14 protein-coding genes are annotated in these 18002 nt (G+C 43.1%); all 14 read right to left on the reverse strand.

All coding sequences use genetic code 11. The features are described 5' to 3' along the window. Positions 1-8: 8 nt before the first annotated feature. Entirely contained in the window at positions 9-1289 is a 1281-nt protein-coding gene (locus AC6I2O_RS14255; RefSeq protein WP_120393026.1) for a lipopolysaccharide biosynthesis protein, read from the reverse strand. Then, positions 1258-2289: an O-antigen ligase family protein gene (locus tag AC6I2O_RS14260; RefSeq protein WP_497743018.1), complete on the reverse strand. Its 1032-nt coding sequence runs from the start codon at positions 2287-2289 to the stop codon at positions 1258-1260. Before AC6I2O_RS14260 ends, AC6I2O_RS14255 begins: the two co-directional genes overlap by 32 nt. A gap of 164 nt (positions 2290-2453) precedes the next feature. Further along, a complete protein-coding gene (gene tnpC / locus AC6I2O_RS14265) occupies positions 2454-3890 on the reverse strand; it encodes an IS66 family transposase (RefSeq protein ID WP_497741574.1) in 1437 nt (478 codons plus the stop codon). A gap of 484 nt (positions 3891-4374) precedes the next feature. Continuing rightward, positions 4375-5493 carry a glycosyltransferase gene (locus AC6I2O_RS14270; RefSeq protein ID WP_497743019.1) on the reverse strand — a complete coding sequence of 373 codons (1119 nt, stop codon included), beginning with the start codon at positions 5491-5493 and terminating at the stop codon, positions 4375-4377. Next, positions 5494-6603 carry a glycosyltransferase gene (locus tag AC6I2O_RS14275; RefSeq protein WP_497743020.1) on the reverse strand — a complete coding sequence of 370 codons (1110 nt, stop codon included), beginning with the start codon at positions 6601-6603 and terminating at the stop codon, positions 5494-5496. A 4-nt stretch (positions 6604-6607) separates the two neighbouring features. Next, positions 6608-7936, reverse strand: a complete 1329-nt coding sequence (locus AC6I2O_RS14280; RefSeq protein WP_497743021.1) for a nucleotide sugar dehydrogenase — start codon at positions 7934-7936, stop codon at positions 6608-6610. Between the two features lie 10 nt (positions 7937-7946). Further along, a complete protein-coding gene (locus AC6I2O_RS14285) occupies positions 7947-9074 on the reverse strand; it encodes a DegT/DnrJ/EryC1/StrS family aminotransferase (protein ID WP_497743022.1) in 1128 nt (375 codons plus the stop codon). Next, complete coding sequence (locus AC6I2O_RS14290) at positions 9056-9637, reverse strand: N-acetyltransferase (RefSeq protein WP_120393115.1); 582 nt, start codon at positions 9635-9637, stop codon at positions 9056-9058. The genes AC6I2O_RS14285 and AC6I2O_RS14290 overlap by 19 nt, the downstream gene beginning before the upstream one ends. After that, on the reverse strand, positions 9634-10701 hold the full coding sequence (locus tag AC6I2O_RS14295) for a Gfo/Idh/MocA family protein (RefSeq protein WP_120393021.1): 1068 nt from the start codon (positions 10699-10701) through the stop codon (positions 9634-9636). The genes AC6I2O_RS14290 and AC6I2O_RS14295 overlap by 4 nt, the downstream gene beginning before the upstream one ends. A gap of 82 nt (positions 10702-10783) precedes the next feature. Further along, positions 10784-12049, reverse strand: a complete 1266-nt coding sequence (locus tag AC6I2O_RS14300) for a glycosyltransferase family 4 protein (RefSeq protein ID WP_497743024.1) — start codon at positions 12047-12049, stop codon at positions 10784-10786. 12 nt (positions 12050-12061) lie between these two features. Continuing rightward, the gene (locus tag AC6I2O_RS14305) at positions 12062-13432 is read right to left on the reverse strand and encodes a sugar transferase (RefSeq protein WP_497743025.1); all 1371 of its coding nucleotides are present in this window, start codon (positions 13430-13432) and stop codon (positions 12062-12064) included. A 506-nt stretch (positions 13433-13938) separates the two neighbouring features. Continuing rightward, on the reverse strand, positions 13939-15543 hold the full coding sequence (locus tag AC6I2O_RS14310; protein WP_147412307.1) for a response regulator: 1605 nt from the start codon (positions 15541-15543) through the stop codon (positions 13939-13941). Next, positions 15470-17011 (reverse strand): sensor histidine kinase, encoded by a 1542-nt coding sequence (locus tag AC6I2O_RS14315; protein WP_497743026.1) that lies wholly within the window; start codon positions 17009-17011, stop codon positions 15470-15472. The genes AC6I2O_RS14310 and AC6I2O_RS14315 overlap by 74 nt, the downstream gene beginning before the upstream one ends. Next, positions 16996-17967 carry a substrate-binding domain-containing protein gene (locus tag AC6I2O_RS14320; RefSeq protein ID WP_120393015.1) on the reverse strand — a complete coding sequence of 324 codons (972 nt, stop codon included), beginning with the start codon at positions 17965-17967 and terminating at the stop codon, positions 16996-16998. Before AC6I2O_RS14320 ends, AC6I2O_RS14315 begins: the two co-directional genes overlap by 16 nt. Between the last annotated feature and the right edge of the window lie 35 nt (positions 17968-18002).

Genomic DNA, 18002 nt, shown 5'->3' on the forward strand with positions numbered 1-18002 from the left:
ATTCTTGCTCATAAAGACCTTTTTCGTAAAACACAGATTAAATAACCAAACGACAGCACACTTCCGATGAATTCTCCTCCAAAGGTAGCATAAGCTGCACCTGTCATTCCGAACTGCGGAATAAAAAGTAAGTTTAATCCTATATCTGCGACACACATAAGCAAACCACATATCACGTTAAATCTGACTGCCCTGAGCGCTGCAAGTACATTAACGCTTAAAGAACGGAACGTACCAGATATGCAATAGCCTGCTACCAATATTCGAAATGGTTCCACGGAAGAAAGATACTGTTCACCGGAAACAATTCGTATAATCAAAGGGGCAAATAAAATAATGAGCAAGCTGAGCATCACGTTCACAGCCAATAAACACTGGAACGTTTTTCTGATATTTCTTTTCAGCCACGGTAAGTTTCTGTTATTTGCCACTATATCAGGCAAAATACATATGATAACACTGCCGGGAATAAAAGTAAGCGCATTGGGAATCAGAGTAGCTACTTTATAAATCGCCAGCTCCGTTGTGGAACCGAGCAGCACTGCAATCATTGAAACATCAATCAGATACAGGAATCTACTTAAAACACTGCTGATGCCATTAAAAATCGAATAATGCCAGAGTTCCTTTTTCTGTGCGAAATTTAACTTTTCAGCGCGGAGGACGCAACACACTATTTGATACGTAGCACAAATAGTGATAAGCAGAGATACCATCGCTGCCAGATACTTTCCGGCAACCACGCCTCCTACGCCCCAGACTGCGCCAAAACAGGTACACATTGCAACGAGAACCGTATTCAAAGTCAGCAATTTCGAGTAAATACTGAATTTGTTTTTACAGCGGAGAATTGTCATCAGCAAATCAAACAGATATTCTAACAGAATAATCGGCAAATAAACTCGAATATAGACTCCTGCTTGTCTGATGGACAGTATTCCCGTAAACGACGCACTAATAAAAAGAACGATAATGGCAAAATTAGCTACCAGTCCTGTCATGGCACAGTACCGGTAAAACCTGTTTTCTTCAGGTGTATCTCTGTTTTCCGCGCCAAACTGCAAAGCTCCTGCAACCAGGCCCAGCCCCATAATCAGATGTGCATAAGAATAAAAATTGAGCACATAGCTCCATATTCCATATTCGTTCTGGGCCAGCATCCTGGTAAGAACCATGTTGCTGAACATTGCAACAATCTTGTTGATTACGCTCGCGCTAAACACCTGCAAAATACCCTTTTGGAGCTGGGTCCAAATCTTAGACTGATTTTGTTTTCTCTTTTGTCCCATATCGCAGTTTCAGCCCTTTCCACATCTGAAAACTGCCCGCTTTTTCTGATAATGAGATTGCATAACCCAAAAACAAATAAAATGCAGGCGTCATCACATAACTTTTTGAAAACAAAAATATCAAAAATCCTGTAGACAGTAACGGCAAATAGAGAATCAGCTGTCCTGACTTACGTGCATACTGAAAACTGTTTTTGATCCATTTTACAAGAAACAGGATCAAAATACCGCCCATAAACACGCCGAACTGCATGAATAACTCGACAAATATATTGTGGGGATAATAGCTAATCGAATGAATGTGATAATTTTTCAAATATGTTTCCCAGTTTTCAAATAAATACAACCTGTCACGAAACACGCCCAGCCCCAAAAAAGGATGCTCTTTTATCCCGCTTAATGCAATTCCTAAAATAGAATCCCGATTGGAAAAACTAAAGATGTCCATGGAAGACAATGCGTCAATAATCCTCGTACTCAGGCCGATCCGTCCAAAAATAGCTTCCATCAATGACAAAACTGCTTCCTTTTGAAAAACAAACGCCAGGAATCCCAGTACCGCTACTGATATCAGAACATACAGGACCTTTTTCGCCTTCTTTATCGTGATGCAGATCAATATAACAGCCATTACGCACACAACCGGACTTCTTGACCCCGCCCCAATAATCAGAATCATTCCCAGAATAGAAGTAAGCAGATAAACGATTTTCCTCCTGTCATGAAAGAAAAACATAACAACAGCCAGAGAAACAGGAAAAATACAGGCATGACCGAGCTCCATCGAATACGTGATTTCCTTCACATAGCCGGATGTCGCCACCATCTCTCCCCTGACACCGTACAAAATAAAATTCAGCGCCTGAAAGGCAAGCAGTACAATTGGAAGTTTCTCAAATATCTGTTCCACTTTATCAAAATGATAACAGAACGAAAATCCTGTCACAAAGAAGAAAAAACACCTTGGCATAGCCTTTATATATGTTTCCAGGTACACCATACGGTCCGCCCCAAAACTAAGCACCATAAAGAGGCAGTATGCGAACCAGAAACCGAGCAGAATATATTTTCTTATACTCAGCAAAGGAAATATATCTTTAAAATGACAGAGAAGCAATCCAAGATAAATAGTATAAAAAAATACGTAACTATTCAGAGCCAACACTATTCAAAGATGAAATTAGGGTGGCCTGAAATTGCATTTTTGATTGCTTCGTAAGCATTGTATCCCTGCTTATGTGCCGTACCAACGTAGGACATGATTTTCAGATAATCTCTGGCGCCTTCTTCAGTTCGGAAGCAGCCGGATACTTTGGTCTTAACCTTTATCATCCGAAGATCACGCTCTGCCTGGTTGTTATCAAACGGAACCATGAAGTTATGGATAAAAAGGCAGACCGAGGCCTTGTGATTCGCAAGGCGTTCTACCAAGGCAAGGATTTTTCCCTTTTTCTTCCGTCCACGTTTTTTCTCTGTGGTTTCCAGAAGAGGATTTTCTTTCCTTGCCAGTTCGAGGAGTTCATCATACTTCTTATCGAACTTATGATAGTGATAATAGCTCAGAGAGTCCTTGCCTTTCTCTATCGCTTTCTCTTTGACCTTTTTCATTTCCAGTAAAAGGTTTATAAACGCAGATGTCCATTTCTGGTCAGGATGATTTTCATTTATCCCTGTCAGCTCACGGAGTAGATGGGCACAGCAGACTGCATGCCGTATATCCAAGTAGTTCCAGTAGGAAGCCCAGCAGTCATGCATGGCAATCCCTCTGAATTCTGGGAGAACACCGCATTGCTCCATGCCTTCGGTCCCACGTTTGGGACTGATATCAAGATAGGTATATTCACAGTTTGAGGCATCATGAACCCACCAGAGCTTTTTATCCACTCTGGTTCCGGTTTCATCGAAATGTCCAAGTGAGGAACCGATCATCTTATCCTTTATCTTACCGACTGTTTCACTCAGGCTGTCAGCGCATCTTTTTACCATGCTGCTGATCGTTCCTGTTGCAATCGGAATGTTAAATACTCCGGAAAGAATCTCATGAGTGCGTTTGATGCTGACTGCACCCACGGTGTTTAATGCGACAGATAGTGCCTGCAGGTTTTCACCATATTGTACGGTTGCTTTTACATCAGAAGGGAATTCTCCTCTGCGGGTGTCCCCATGCAGCATACAGATTGGAAGTTCCAGTGCCTGATGTTCTGTTACATTGACTGTAACAACCGCATCAATCACATGGCGTTTTTCTGCGATGCATGCGGTGCCTTTACACATCTGATAGTGCGGACATCCTCCGCATGAGGATGGCATATGCCTGACGATTTCGTCCGGAGCTGTTATCACCGCCAGATGTGTTCCCTGGTGTCCGCTCTGCCCGCCAGCTTTTTTCCCGGATGGCTTCCGGAGACTCTTTGGGGCAGGCTTTTTAAAGCCATCGCTGGATGGCGGTTTGGAACTGTTTTTGGAATTCTTGTTAAGCTGTTCCTTCAGTTCCTGTATGGTCTGATTGAGTTGGGCAATCAACTGAGTCTGAGCAGCGATAGTTGTTGATAATGCTTCATTTTGTTGTAATAACTGTTTAATCAGTTCATCGTTTGTCAACCGGACCACCTTCTTCCGATAAAATTTGATACTTCTATTTTAACGGAAAATGAGCCAAAAAGCGAATCATATCGTTTTGGTGTACTGTCAAAATGACGGTGGATAACCAGAAAAAATCAGAGATTAACTGCCGATAACTCTCGGATAAAATTGACAAATAGTCCATTATTAGGCTGTGATCAAGGATTGATGATGCCATAATCCACAGGCCAAAAGCACTTGGCAGTTATATTGAAAAGTTATCCACTTTTCGTGATAAAGTAATGGTAAAACAGAAATTTTATTTTCTCTGTTTTGACCAAAAATCAATATGCACTAAACGGGGTGCTGAATAGTTACAAAAATACATCAATTAAATTTCCAGGCATGAAAAAAAATAATTTATCAATGAATAATTTAATTGGTTCAAAACCCACGGAAACAATAAGCAATAATTCATAAGTTCTTTTTCGGCTGACCACCATATTCTCTCGCCCAGTCCTTCCTACGCTTTCATCTGACTTAACGTTTTCTCAACCATTCCCGCACGGCACTTCCACAGATTCTGCTTTTTCGTCTCTATACAAGTTTTCTGTTTTTCACCTAACATTTCAGGTCTGTGCAGAATTTTGTTCAGTAAGGAACAGACCGCGTCCTCATGATAAGGAATCACCCATCCGGTACCATTTTGCTCTGTAAAATGACCAATTGCCGTGTCTTTTGTTGCAATAACGGGAATTTCATGGCCAAGATATTCAAAAGCTTTATATGGCATAGCCATATTCATATACGCTCCATTTTCAAATATAAGAGCGCCTATATCTGCATTGTCATAATAAGGTTCTAATTCATCCCCGTTTCTATGAACAATCTGTATACGCTCATTCAGGAATTTTTCAAACCGTATTTTTTCCTTCTGCCATTCATGCTCACGGCAACATAAAGTAAGAACACAGTTCTCCGTACGGCTCACTGCCCGGATCAATGCCTCTATCTGATAATGTGCGCCGATTCCTCCGACATAGAATACATGCAGCGGATTTACCGAAAAATCACGGATTCTGCTTGCGTCCCGTCTTATACGCAGCTCCTCTGCACCCGGAGGCAGCAAAACTGAGCGTTCCGAAAGTGCCTCTGACGCAAGATAATCCAGTAACTTCCCGCTTGGTATATAAAAACGATCGAGCAGCTTTACATACTGCCGTATATCATATACATAACATTTTAATGAGAAAAATCGTTTCCACCCAGGCAATGTTTCACCATAGCTGTCAAATTTCCAGTAGATGTCGCAGTAGAATAATCCGATTGGAATCCCCCTTTTTTTCATCCAGCGAAAAAAACCGAAATCCACAAACGGATGCAGCGGCAAATGATGTGGGTCTGTCAGCAATATCGGCATCGTGCTGCTCTCCGCATACATGAATTCATATTGAAAACCATGTCTGATACATTTTTTCAATTGTCTGATCTGCCGTTTTCTTGCCCTGGAATAGCCTTCAATCACAAAGACATCATAGCCGATTTCCCGAAATGCCTGTATCATTTTGCGCGGACGCATCATTCTTGCGCCCTTTCCATGTTCCTCCAATTTATACGGCAGATAAAATATACAACGTTTCATTTACGCCTTTTCCTTAAATCTGTTATAGAATTGTTCTATTGAAAGAAAGCAATCATTTAGCTCAAAACGCTCCCGCACAAATTGTCTGCCGCTTTTGCCCATGGCCCTTCGTTTTTCAACATTATTATAAAGTGCAATGATCGCGCCGGCCATTCCCTGCACATCCTTTCGCTTTACAACAACAGCCGTCTTTCCGGGAATTGTTGCTTCCATAAGTCCGGGAACATCGGAAATAATCACTGCTGTTCCGCAGGCCTGTGCTTCCACGGCGGACACGCCAAAAGATTCCGAATCTAATGTGGACGGAATAATCGCGACATCCATATTCGCCCACTCCTCTGCCGCCTCATCCTGAGAAATAAAGCCAAGCCACGTTGTAATATCGTCAATTCCCAGTGTTTTCGCCAACTGCCGGTATTCCTCCTCCTGCACGCCCTTTCCGGCAATACGCAGTTTTATCGGAATAACCGTATGCTTCCTGACCTCTGCAACAGCCTTTAACAGATACGAAATGCCATATTTATCCGAAAGCGCTTTTACTGTGCCGACAACAAAATCTTCTTTTTTCAAAACAGACAACCGTTCTGCTTCTCCCCCCGTTCTTTTATCAGGGTGAAATAATTCCATATCCACCCCAAACGGCGTAATCTCAAACTTTTTATCCGTATATCTGCCGGCTTCACCGGCCATTGCCCGGCTTGTGGAAAATAAGTATGCGGCTTTCCTCAGGCTGAATCTCAGCAATGCTTTGTGCAACGGGCTCTTCTTTGGAAAATCATAAACATCCGAACCCCATACTGACAGAATGTAGCCCTCTATCCCGGAAAGAGCCATTGCAATTCCATAACTTGTCGCAAAATGAACGTTGATGATATCCGGTCTGATTTCCTGTATCAGCCGTTTCATTTGTTTTCCGGTCAGCATATATTTTAATTTAGCAAGCGCTCTTCCCTGTGGGTCAACGCCTGTGTCAATCAAATGGACATCAGCTGTCGGGATTTCTCCTTTTGTAAATGAAATTACATGAACCGTGTGGCCGCGTCCGGCGAACCAGTTACACCACTTCACAAGATGCACACTGCTCGCAGGGCCTACAAAACATATTTTCATATCCTTATAATCTCCAGAACCTCATACCAGATGCTGAAAGCTCATCTATACGATACAGGCTCTTTACATCCAGCAGAACTTTCTCATGGTCAGGCAATTCGCTTTTGAACATATTTCCAAGTTGGCTCACAGACATTGCTCTGAACTCTTTATGTCCGACAGCAACAATGATACAGTCAGCTTTTGGTATTTCATCAAATGGTGTCAAAGTCACTCCGTAGCCTTTTTTTACAGACGCAGCATCCGCCCATAAATCCACAACAACAGGTTCCACCCCATACACTCTGAGCCGTTTTACCAGATCCATAACTTTGGTGTTCCTGATATCCGGACAGTTCTCTTTAAAGGTAAATCCTAATATCACAACAACGGCTTTGGCAGGATCTTTATGAACTTCCGTCATTTCCCTGACAGCCACATCTGCAACAAACGCACCCATGCTGTCATTGATCTCCCTGCTGCTGTAAATCATACGGCTGTCACAGCCTAGCTTCTCTGCAACCTCTGTCAGATAATAAGGGTCGACGCCAATGCAGTGCCCGCCTACCAGTCCTGGTTTAAAACCAAGCGCATTCCACTTTGTGTTCATACCTGCAAGGACCTCAGCTGTATCTATGTTCAGCTTGTCGCATAGCATAGCAACTTCATTCATAAACGCAATGTTAATATCCCTCTGGCTATTTTCAATCACTTTTATGGCCTCTGCTGTTCTGATACTGGATACCGGGAAACTGCCTCCTGTAATGATAATATTGTATACTTTTTGAATCTCGTCCGCTGCTTCCTGATCCATTCCTGAAACAATCTTCCGGATCGAAGACAACGTGTGTACACGATCTCCCGGATTAATCCGTTCCGGACTATAGCCAATTTTCCAATCCACACCGCATTTTAACCCGGATTCCCGTTCCATAATCGGAACACATAGTTCTTCCGTCACACCTGGATATACCGTAGACTCAAATACAACAATGGTTCCTGCATGCAAATTCTGTCCTACAATTCTTGAAGCCTCTTCAAGAAATGAAAAATCCGGGCTGTTATCTTCTTTCACAGGCGTCGGGACAGCTACAATAATAAACCTTGCCTCTTTCAGCCTTCGCGGATCAGAGGTAAAATCTACCGTCGTATCTTTGATTGCCTCGCCGATCTCATTCGTTGCATCAATTCCATTTCGGTACTCAGTCACACGCTTCTCATTGATATCAAAACCTACCACGTGCACATGCTTTGCAAACTCTACTGCAACCGGCAGTCCGACATATCCAAGCCCGACCAGTGCAAGCTTTTCTTTTCCAGAAATGAGCCCCTGATAAATAGTATGAAACTCCATCTTTTTCCTCTTATACATTGTCAATAATCACCTTGCAAATCCGGTCTGCATCCTCCTCCTTCAGATAAGGGTGTATCGGAAGACTGAGAACCGTTTTCGTTGCCTGGATGGTATTTGGATACCACTCATCCGAAAAGCACATTGCTTGATATGCTTCCTGCTGATGAATCCCCCTCGGATAATAGATCATTGAAGGAATACCATGTTCCTTTAATGCCTCCCGTACGCGATCTCTTGTCCGGTCATCCTCCAGCATAATCGTATACTGCGCCCAGCTGGAATAAAATCCATCCGGGATATACGGCGTAGCAACTGTGTTTTTCAGCCGTTCTGTATACCACTGTGCTGCCTGGTTGACTGCGCTCAGCTCATATTCTATAAACGCGCGCAACTTCGGTAAAAGGATTGCTGCCTGTATCGTATCCAGACGGGAATTAATGCCGATTTCACGGTTATCATATTTATCCGCAGATGATTTTCCCTGTGCTCTCAGAGAACGCAACCGCTCTGCAAGCTGATGATCATCCACAAAGATTGCCCCTCCGTCACCGTAGCATCCCAAAGGCTTTGCCGGAAAAAAGGAAGTTGTTGAAATATCCCCAAAGGAACAGGCAGACCTGCCGTTCACATTGCCGCCAAAGCCCTGCGCACCATCTTCTAAAACTTTCAAGCCATACGTTTCGGCTATTGGAATAATATTAGAATAATCTGCCGGCAAACCAAAAAGGTCGACGGGAATAATCACTTTTGGAATCAACTGCCCTTCTGCAAGAACACGCTGCACAGCCCTTTCCAGTGCTTTAGGACAAATGTTGAACGTTCTCCTGTCAATATCCACCAGAATCACAGTTGCCCCAAGGAGTGAAGCAGCCCCCGCTGAAGCAAAATAAGTAAAATCAGAGGTGAATACCACATCACCTTTGCCGATATTCATGGCCATCAAAGAAAGCTGCAGTGCATCTGTGCCATTTGCACAGGAAACGCAATACTTGCGTCCCACATATGCGGCAAGCCGTTCTTCCAGCTCTGCTACCGGTTTGCCAAGAATGAATTCGGAATGATCCAGGACTGTCTGAATCGCCGAATCTATTTCAGGCCGCAATGCCTGATACTGTGCTTTCAGGTCTCTAAACTGCACGCGATTTCCTCCAATCCGTCCCTGCATTTTTGATATTTACGTCCGCAGGCACAATGCAACTCTTTATCAAGTATTCTCCCGCACGCACATACCCAACCTGATACCCTCGCAGGAACACCAAGCATCAGAGCATAGTTCGGAACATCTGATACAACAACTGCCCCGGCGCCGATCAATGACCAGCTTCCAATTGTATGGCCGCAAACAATCGTAACATTTGCACCAATGCTTGCCCCTGTTTTGACAAGCGTTCTTTTATAACCTTGCGGGCCTTTCGGATATTTTGATCTCGGTGTCAGATCATTTGTAAATACGCAGGAAGGACCACAGAAAACATAGTCCTCAAGCTCAACGCCCTCATAAACAGAAACATTGTTCTGTATCTTCACGCCATCGCCAATTTTCACATGATTCGAGATATTCACATTCTGTCCCAACAAACAGTTTTTCCCAATGTGCGCCCCACTTTGAATATGGCAGAAATGCCAGATCTTTGTCCCTTCACCAATGATTGTATTTTCATCAATATAGCTGCTTTCATGAACGAAATAGTTTTGATTCATGGCTCAAATCGCCCCTTAAAATCAAGAGTAGCACAGCTTTGAAGCGGCAGTTTGACCGGCCGTCCCTCATAAGCTGATTTATAAATGGCAAGAACAAGCTCCAGAGCTTTTTTTCCATCCTCTCCGGTTACGTACGGCTCTCTGCCTGTCTGTATTGCTTCTATCATATCTGCATACAAAGGAGTATGCCCATACCCATACACATCCGGCGGATTTTCACAGTATGCATGTTTCACGTAAGCCGGATCATCAAGCGCATCTGCAAAGTTCCACTCTTCAATCCTGTTAACAGATTTTCCTCCAGCTTTGACTGTCCCATATTCTCCGAATATATAAAGAGTTTCTTCCAGATTTTTCGGATAGATATTCGTGGTTCCTTCTATCACTCCATACGCACCGTTCCTGAATTTTACCAGCGCTGCTCCAAAATCCTCCGCTTCCATAAACGGATGCTTCAAATTGTCCGTGTAGGCAAACACCTCGTCGATCTCATCGCCCATCATCCATCGAAGCAAATCAATATTGTGGATACACTGATTCATCAATGCACCGCCATCCTGCTCCCATGTACCTCGCCACGGAGCCTGCATGTAATAATCTTTTCCTCTGTTCCAGCGGATATGTGCTGTTCCATGGAGAAGCCTGCCAAACCGCCCTGTCTCCATTGCTGTTCGGATGTATTGAACTGATTTATTAAAACGGTTCTGATGATTCGCGCAAACCAGCACCCCTTTTTTCTTTGCCAATGTAATCACGCGGTCAGCATCCTCCATGGACAGAGCAATAGGCTTTTCGATAATCACATGACAGCCCGCATGAATACAATCAATCGCAACAGCAGCGTGTTTTCCACTCTCTGTTGCGATTGCCACCAACTCAGGTTTTTCCTTTTCAAGAAGCTCCCTGTAATCCGTATACTTTTTCACACTGTCAGGAAGCCCAAACTTCCCGTTCATACGTTCAGGTACCATATCACATATAGCGACAATTTCCAGAAGGTTATTTTTTGCTGCTGCAATATGATTCAGAGAAATTCTTCCGCAGCCAATCAATGCGTATCTCATTCGCTATGTTCCTCCACCACATTTACCATGCTCTTTTTCTTTTCATCCGTACCCACATTTTCTGTTTTTGGATTTCTGTATCTCATGAATCGCTTGCGATCAAACTCTCTAACTTTTTCGTTAAATTCGCAAAATCGTACTGTTTCACAACTTCCGCAATATTACGTTTGTATAGTTCCAGATTTTCCTTATTCTCAATCATTTCTTTAATGAAACGGCTCGCCATCTCTGCATCATCATTTGGAACAACAATACCTACCTGATTGCTTCTGACCAGTTCATATTTGCAGTCCACATCAGAGATAATCGGCTTCTGTGCAGCGAAATAATCGAAAAGCTTATTCGGGCTATAACCGTATTTTACCAGCGGCTTGTACTCAAAATGAAGAAATAAAAAATCAGCCTGCGAAAGAATCGAAGGAATTTTATTTTTTTCCGCATGTCCTTTAAATTTGATATTTACAATCCCTTCTTCTCTTGCTTTTTTCTCAAGCCTCTCTCTCTCATTCCCCTGTCCCCAGATCAGAAAATATACGTTCGTCCCCGCAAAATACTTCGCAATGTCCAACATATACTCCAAACGATTAACTTTTCTCACTGAGCCAGTATAAACAATACACAGCTTGTCCGGATCAGCCAAATCCTCGTCGTAGAAGTAATTCTGCTCTCTCACTTCAATAAATTTTTCTAAATCCACACCATTATTAATATAATGCACTTTTTTCAGATCAACCGGTCCTCCATGCGCCTTGTCAAGCCGATGTTCTACAATATAGTCCTTCGCTCCTTCCATCGTAAATACAAGCTCATCTGCGTTTGTATACATCCACTTCTCAACCTGATACAACATCCTAATAATTGGATTTTTCGGAGAAAATCCAAGATACTCAACAATTGCCTGGGGCCATAAGTCCCTGACTTCAACAATACTCCTGCACTTGAATTTTCTAGAAAACATGATCGCCAGGCAGGCGGACAGCATATAAGAGGAGGAACCAAGCACAAGATCCGGTTTCGGAAATTTTTTTCTGATTCTATATAAACGCCAATGAAATTGAAAATCCGCTATAATCCGCTTTTTTTTGCTCTCCCCGTAATCACAGGTTCTGATAAAGCAAAATGGACAATCAGACTTCGTATACATCCTATATTTGCTTCCATCCGTAATCATCTGGACATCAGAATTGTGGAGCTTGCTTCCTGCAAATGCAATCGGCCTGTATCCGTCCCGCTTCAGATATTTTCCGAAATTATTCTGCCGGTTATAATGTCCCAGTTCAGGCGGCATACTGTGCTGCTGTATCAGCCATATTGTCATTCCTTTCTCATATGCCTCCGTCATCCTCATACGCCCCTTCCTTTATTTCCTGTCTCCTTTTGTTTCTTTCTCAATCCCGGTTGAAAAACCCTCTGTACTCTCGGGCATAAAAATAATTTTTATTGTTGCAAGAACAATCTTCATATCAGTCACAATACTCTGCTGCCCAATATAGTATAAGTCCATTTGCAATTTATCATACGGAGCACTGTTTGCTTTCCCGTAAACCTGCGCATAACCTGTCAATCCTGCCTTTACCTGCAGCCGTAGTTTAAACTCCGGGATTTCTTTCTGGTAAATGTCAGCCGCCTCAATCCTTTCTGGACGCGGCCCAACGATTGACATATCGCCTTTCAGGATATTCAAAAGCTGAGGCAATTCATCAATCCGGCACCTGCGGATTACTTTGCCTACTCTTGTGATTCTGATATCATTCTGCACTGTGATAATCCCTTCTGTGCCACCATTGTCAGCGTTCTCTTTCATGCTTCTGAATTTATAAATAGAAAACACTTTACCGTTAATTGTATAGCGGTCCTGCTTGTAAAAAACCAAACCGCCGTCTTCCAGTTTTATAGCCAGAGCAGTAAGCAACAGAACCGGGCTTAAAACAAGCAGTGCCAGAAATGAAAAAAATACATCCAAAAACCGTTTAACCCCCAAATAAAATACACCTGACTTTCCTCTGCCAAGGAACATCACCGGCAGGTGATCAATTTGCGCCATATGACCGCTCTGTATCAGAAAGTCACCTATATTCGGCCGGACACATATCTCAATATCATTTGATATACAGTATTTGATAATATCATTTCTTTCGCTGGAAGCCACACCAAGCAAAAGAACAAAATTGTACAATCCAGATGCAAGCTCATCAAAAATCCTATCAAGCCCTTCACCTATACTGATCTCCTTTTCCAGAGAAAACCTCCAGTTAAGTTTCGATGACATTTTTATGCCGTTTTTATACGCAATCAGATTATCATAAACAGCAAGTGCCCTTCCCGGAATAATAATCGATTTCATCAAACGGACTGTCCAATATGCCCATAATACTGAAACAACCGACCAAAAACATATGCAGCCGAAAATCGGCAGCATATTAGGCATTTCTTTTTCTATAATCCAGGTTACTAGATATATGAGTGTACCTGTCATAAATGATGTAATGATATGGGAATAAACAAGCTCCTGAATGCGTTGCATTTTAATATCAAATCCACTGTACAACCTGGCAAGACTTGTATATGTGATCAGAAACAAACCAGTAATAATTGCACTGTTGACCGAAAACAGCCGGGCATTATAATAATAATTCCACAGTATACCAAAAACCACCGTATCAATTCCGATAAGCAGTAAATAACAAAAAAACACGATAGCTTCTCGCTTTTGCTCCGAACTAACTTTCATGCCACTCCTCCATTCGTTTTTATCGTTTACCTGAAGCGTAAATCTTATGGTAGCAGCTTAGCTAATCAGCCCTGTAATCAATTCATACGATTCTGGATATCGCCATTTTCCTGCAAATATAGACATCTTTTAAGAGTATAACATAATAACAAAAATTTTCAACGTTTTTGCTGGTTTCCAGCATGAAAGTATCAAAAATTTATTAATTTTTAACAATATAACAAGGAAATTTGAATCAAAAATAGAAAAAAAGACAGGAAGTCTTATTTCTTCTTTTCCTCAGATCATTCAAATACAAAAACATTTTGGCAAATAAAAAAACTCCCATTAATCCAATTTATACTTTTCCTGATTAATGGGAATTAAATACTATTTATTTTACTATTACTTCACATATCACCCTTTCTGACAACAAACATGTTATCACTACAAGTAATCACTATTTTTACGCTTTATTGATTAATTCTATCACGTGCTTAAAATTACGTAAAGATAAAATCCCCGACTCACAGCAATCGTTTTATCTCACTGACCGTCAGTCCCGTCTGCTTTTTAATCAGCTTGTAAAAATAGGACACATTCAGATATCCCGCCATCTCACTGATTTCCTGAACTGTGTATTTTTCCGATGCAAGCAGCTCCAAAGCTTTTGTCAGACGTAGATTCGTCAGAATATTCAAAAATGTGTTGTCCAGGCACTGCTTAAAAAGGCGGCTCAGATAGAAACTGCTGATTCCGATTTCCCCTGCCGCCTGGTCCAGAGTCAGATTTTCCATATAATGCTGCTCAATATACGCCAGGCTTTTCTGGACATAGCGGTGATACGCAGGCTCTTCTCCTCCAAAAATCAGGCGGGCTGCCAGCTCATATACATCTGTCAGCAAAGCGGTTGTATCGGTCTGTTCAAATATTGAGCTGTATGCTTTGCTGCAAAACAGCTCCATGCGCCTGTGAGGGGCAATCTGCTGCACTGCCCGGTATAAGAACACTGCCATATAAAGACTGAGTATGTTTCCTGGGGCCTTCGAGCCCCCGGCATGTTCCTCAATCTGTTTCAACGCATCTGAAAATCCGGCCTGGTTCTTCTGGCGGAGAAACTCCATGCACTGGTCAAGCATCGACGGTATGCTGTTTTTCCTGCCCCTGCCTGCCAAAGCAGAGTAAAATACAATCTCCTCTGAAAAAAACTGCCCGCTCTCCGAAGAACCGCCCATAAGAGCGGCCTGGCTTTCCCGAATCCCGTCATACAGCTCTTCCGGTACATATTTGTACCCGCTGACTCCGATTTTCAGTTTCTTTTCACCCAGTGCAGAAAGCACGCATGTCAGCGTATCTTCCACGCCGATTCTCCATTCGTGGTCTAAAATTTCCGTTCCCAAAAACAGACACACAATCAGGTCGTGTCTGTAGACCTTTCCCATACAGCTGCTGATTCTTTTCATCTGTTCCAGGAAATGTAGAAAAATATCCCTTTCTGTATCTGTATTTCCGCATTCCTCCAGAGAACGGACACACAAAATACAGCCTGCATAAAATTTCCGGTTCCGCTCAGACAAATAGGATTCCGTCTGTTCTCCTGACAGCTCACCGAGCAGCAACGCGGACATCAGTTCATTCTCTCTCGTTGTCTGATACGTCTGAACCATGTTCGCTATACCGTTTTTATCGGCCTGCTGCCTCTGTTCCTCCTGAAGCTGCCCGGCCACTTTTTGAATACTTTGTGCCAGTTTTGCTTCAGATACCGGTTTCAGAAGATAGTCACATGCGCCAAGGTGAATCGCCTTTTGGGCATATTCAAATTTTCCATACGCTGACACTACAATAAAATGTGTCTGCAAATTTTTCAGCCGCACAATTTCCATGGCATCCAGTCCATTAAAGCCAGGCATATTGATGTCAATCACTGCTATATCCGGTGCATACGTCTCAATGCTGTTCACCAGCTCAATCCCGTTAGACACACTCGGCAAAAGCTCCGCCTCGGGACAGCTTTCGCGAATCATCTTTTCTAGAACCTTCCGTTCCATCGCTTCATCATCAGCAATCACAATCCGATACACGCTCTGTCCTCCTCTCGCATGGAATCTCAATCCGTACTTCTGTCTCTTCACCTGGCATGCTCCTAAAATACATCCGTGCGTTGCCCTGGAAAAAAATATTTAGCCGGAACGCAACATTGCACAGCCCTATTTTACCTGTTGCGATCTGATTTGACTTCATCTCCTGCTCAATACGCTTTGCCTCTTGTTTGGAAACACCCTCACCGTTATCCACAATGCAGATATTCCCGATCCCCTGTTCTTCATCATAAAACGTCCGGATCAGGATACGTCCTCCTTCTGTATACATCCCCACACCGTGAACAATCGCATTTTCCAGAAGCGGCTGCAGGATCATATTCGGGATCAGGACATCATGAAATGACTCATCTAGATCAAACAGAAAGCTGATCCGCCTGCCAAACCTTTTTTCCAGCAGATAAATATAGTTTCCCAGCTCTTCCATTTCTTTGCCGAGCGTAACCGCCTTGTCGGAATAATCCAGCACATATCTCAGCAGTTCTGAAGTAATGTCAAGCAGCTCCACCGTCTCCCGGTCCTTGGCAAGATAAGCCGTATGGGAAATCATGGTCAGGGTATTAAACAGAAAATGAGGATTGATCTGCATCTGCAGATTCATCAGCTGACTTTTTTTCAGCTCATTGCTTGTCTGAAGCTGCAATACTTCCTGTTCCCTCAGCTTCAGCTCCGTGCGGTGATATTCCTCCCGCTCCTCCAGCTGCCGCTTGATTTTATCAAGCATTGCATTATATTTTTCAATCAGAAGCGTGACTTCCTCGTTTGCTCCCACATCAGAAAGCTCCGCCAGATCATCCCCAGCATCCAGATGCAGAAGATCAATCTTCTGTACGTCCTTTGCCAGATGCTGAATCGGGCTCGCAATTTTTTCTTCCGTATTCTGTATCTGAAAAAGCAGATAACGAATCAAGAGAAACAGTGTGAGCACCAGCATTCCCACAAAACAGAAAAAATACATCCAGGAGCGCTTTGCCGTTTCCCTGCTTTTTTCCAATACCTGTTGATACAGATTTTGGAAAGTATCATACATGATATCATGCATATTTCTCGCAGTGTAATACGCCTCATTGATTTGTTGTATTTTACTGCCCGACGCAATGAGTCCGCGAATCTCCTCTACTTTGCCGCAATAATTTTCCTGCACACCGATCAAATCCAGTACATCCCGGCGAAATGTCGTGCTTACCTCAAGAACCAGCAACCCCTTAAGCGCTTCCTGCAGTTTCTCCATACCATCATCTAACCGCTCCTCCATCAGTACATCCTGTTTCAGCGTATACTGATACAAAAGCTCCTGTTCCGCCTGAAGCTCTGTATAAAAATCGTTTACCAAATAAATACGGTCCGTCTCTTGCTGCATATGGAACATAGAAAGCACAAAAAAACAAACCGTAAAAACAATCATAAATATGACAATGAAAAAAATCTGATGCAGATAGCCGTGAAGCTCTTCGCGGATGGTATTCCGCTTTTTCTTTGTATTTGTCAGTACATGTGCCATTTTGCACCTCCATCTGACCATTCCTGATTCTTGCTGCTCTGTCGGTCCATATACCTGCATTCTGTGTGGATAATCTCATCAATCCCGTTTCCATCCAGAATATCATTTAGCGTCTGTACCGCCAGATAGCCCTGCAAATATGGAGCCTGTACAATCAATGCCTGATAAAGCCCCTCTTCCATATAAGAAATTGCCTCATTTGTGTTGTCAAATGCAATCACACGCATTCGGTCCGGCTCTATCTGCCTCTCCTTCATAACATCACCGACTACAGAAGTCGCAATTGCTTCCGTAATATACAATGCATCTATTTTTGTTTCCTCCAGAAATTGCGGAAGCTTTTCTTTCACCTCAAGCTTTTCTGAGTGACATTCCAGGACCCCTGCAACCTGCATATCCGGATATGCTCTGATTGCTTTCTCAAAGCCTGCCAGCCGTTCCTGCTGATTCGGCGCACTCAAAGATGAGACCAGAATACCGATTCTCGCGTTTCCCTCTGTCGCCTTGTACATCGCCTCACCTGCCATCACGCCTGCTTCGTAATTGTCTGTGCCGATATAGCACGTTCGCTTCGTATCCGGCATATCATTATCCACAAGCACTACAGGAATCCCCTGTTCCTGTGCATGGTCAATCGCTTCCTGCAATACCTCGGAATCCTCCATCCCCGCAGTAATGATGCCATCCACCTTTGCCAGAACTGCATCATGGATTGCCTGTGCCTGCTTCCCGGCATTCAGCTCTTCCATGCCCACAAGCTTTGTATTAACAGAAAAGTCGCGGTCTGCGTCCTGGATTCCCGCCGCAGTATACGCCCACTGCAGCGGACAGACAAACGTATAACGGCGCTCAAACGGCTGCGTCGATGATGGCACAAACAAATTTCCAAGAAAAATAAGACACAGAATAAAAAAACAGATTCCAATAAATACACGCAAAAGGGTAACTGATTTCATATTTGATGCCAATTTCCTTTCCTAAATTTTTCATT

Source organism: Blautia sp. St.27G3 (assembly GCF_059728505.1).

Excerpts from the sequence above, each read along its gene's own strand:
- AC6I2O_RS14275 (WP_497743020.1), bottom strand. The coding sequence starts at position 6,603 with ATGAAAATATGTTTTGTAGGCCCTGCGAGCAGTGTGCATCTTGTGAAG.
- AC6I2O_RS14280 (WP_497743021.1), bottom strand. The coding sequence starts at position 7,936 with ATGGAGTTTCATACTATTTATCAGGGGCTCATTTCTGGAAAAGAAAAG.
- AC6I2O_RS14255 (WP_120393026.1), bottom strand. The coding sequence starts at position 1,289 with ATGGGACAAAAGAGAAAACAAAATCAGTCTAAGATTTGGACCCAGCTC.
- AC6I2O_RS14290 (WP_120393115.1), bottom strand. The coding sequence starts at position 9,637 with ATGAATCAAAACTATTTCGTTCATGAAAGCAGCTATATTGATGAAAAT.
- AC6I2O_RS14320 (WP_120393015.1), bottom strand. The coding sequence starts at position 17,967 with ATGAAATCAGTTACCCTTTTGCGTGTATTTATTGGAATCTGTTTTTTT.
- AC6I2O_RS14260 (WP_497743018.1), bottom strand. The coding sequence starts at position 2,289 with ATGGTGTACCTGGAAACATATATAAAGGCTATGCCAAGGTGTTTTTTC.
- AC6I2O_RS14315 (WP_497743026.1), bottom strand. The coding sequence starts at position 17,011 with ATGGCACATGTACTGACAAATACAAAGAAAAAGCGGAATACCATCCGC.
- AC6I2O_RS14295 (WP_120393021.1), bottom strand. The coding sequence starts at position 10,701 with ATGAGATACGCATTGATTGGCTGCGGAAGAATTTCTCTGAATCATATT.
- AC6I2O_RS14270 (WP_497743019.1), bottom strand. The coding sequence starts at position 5,493 with ATGAAACGTTGTATATTTTATCTGCCGTATAAATTGGAGGAACATGGA.
- AC6I2O_RS14300 (WP_497743024.1), bottom strand. The coding sequence starts at position 12,049 with ATGAGGATGACGGAGGCATATGAGAAAGGAATGACAATATGGCTGATA.
- AC6I2O_RS14305 (WP_497743025.1), bottom strand. The coding sequence starts at position 13,432 with ATGAAAGTTAGTTCGGAGCAAAAGCGAGAAGCTATCGTGTTTTTTTGT.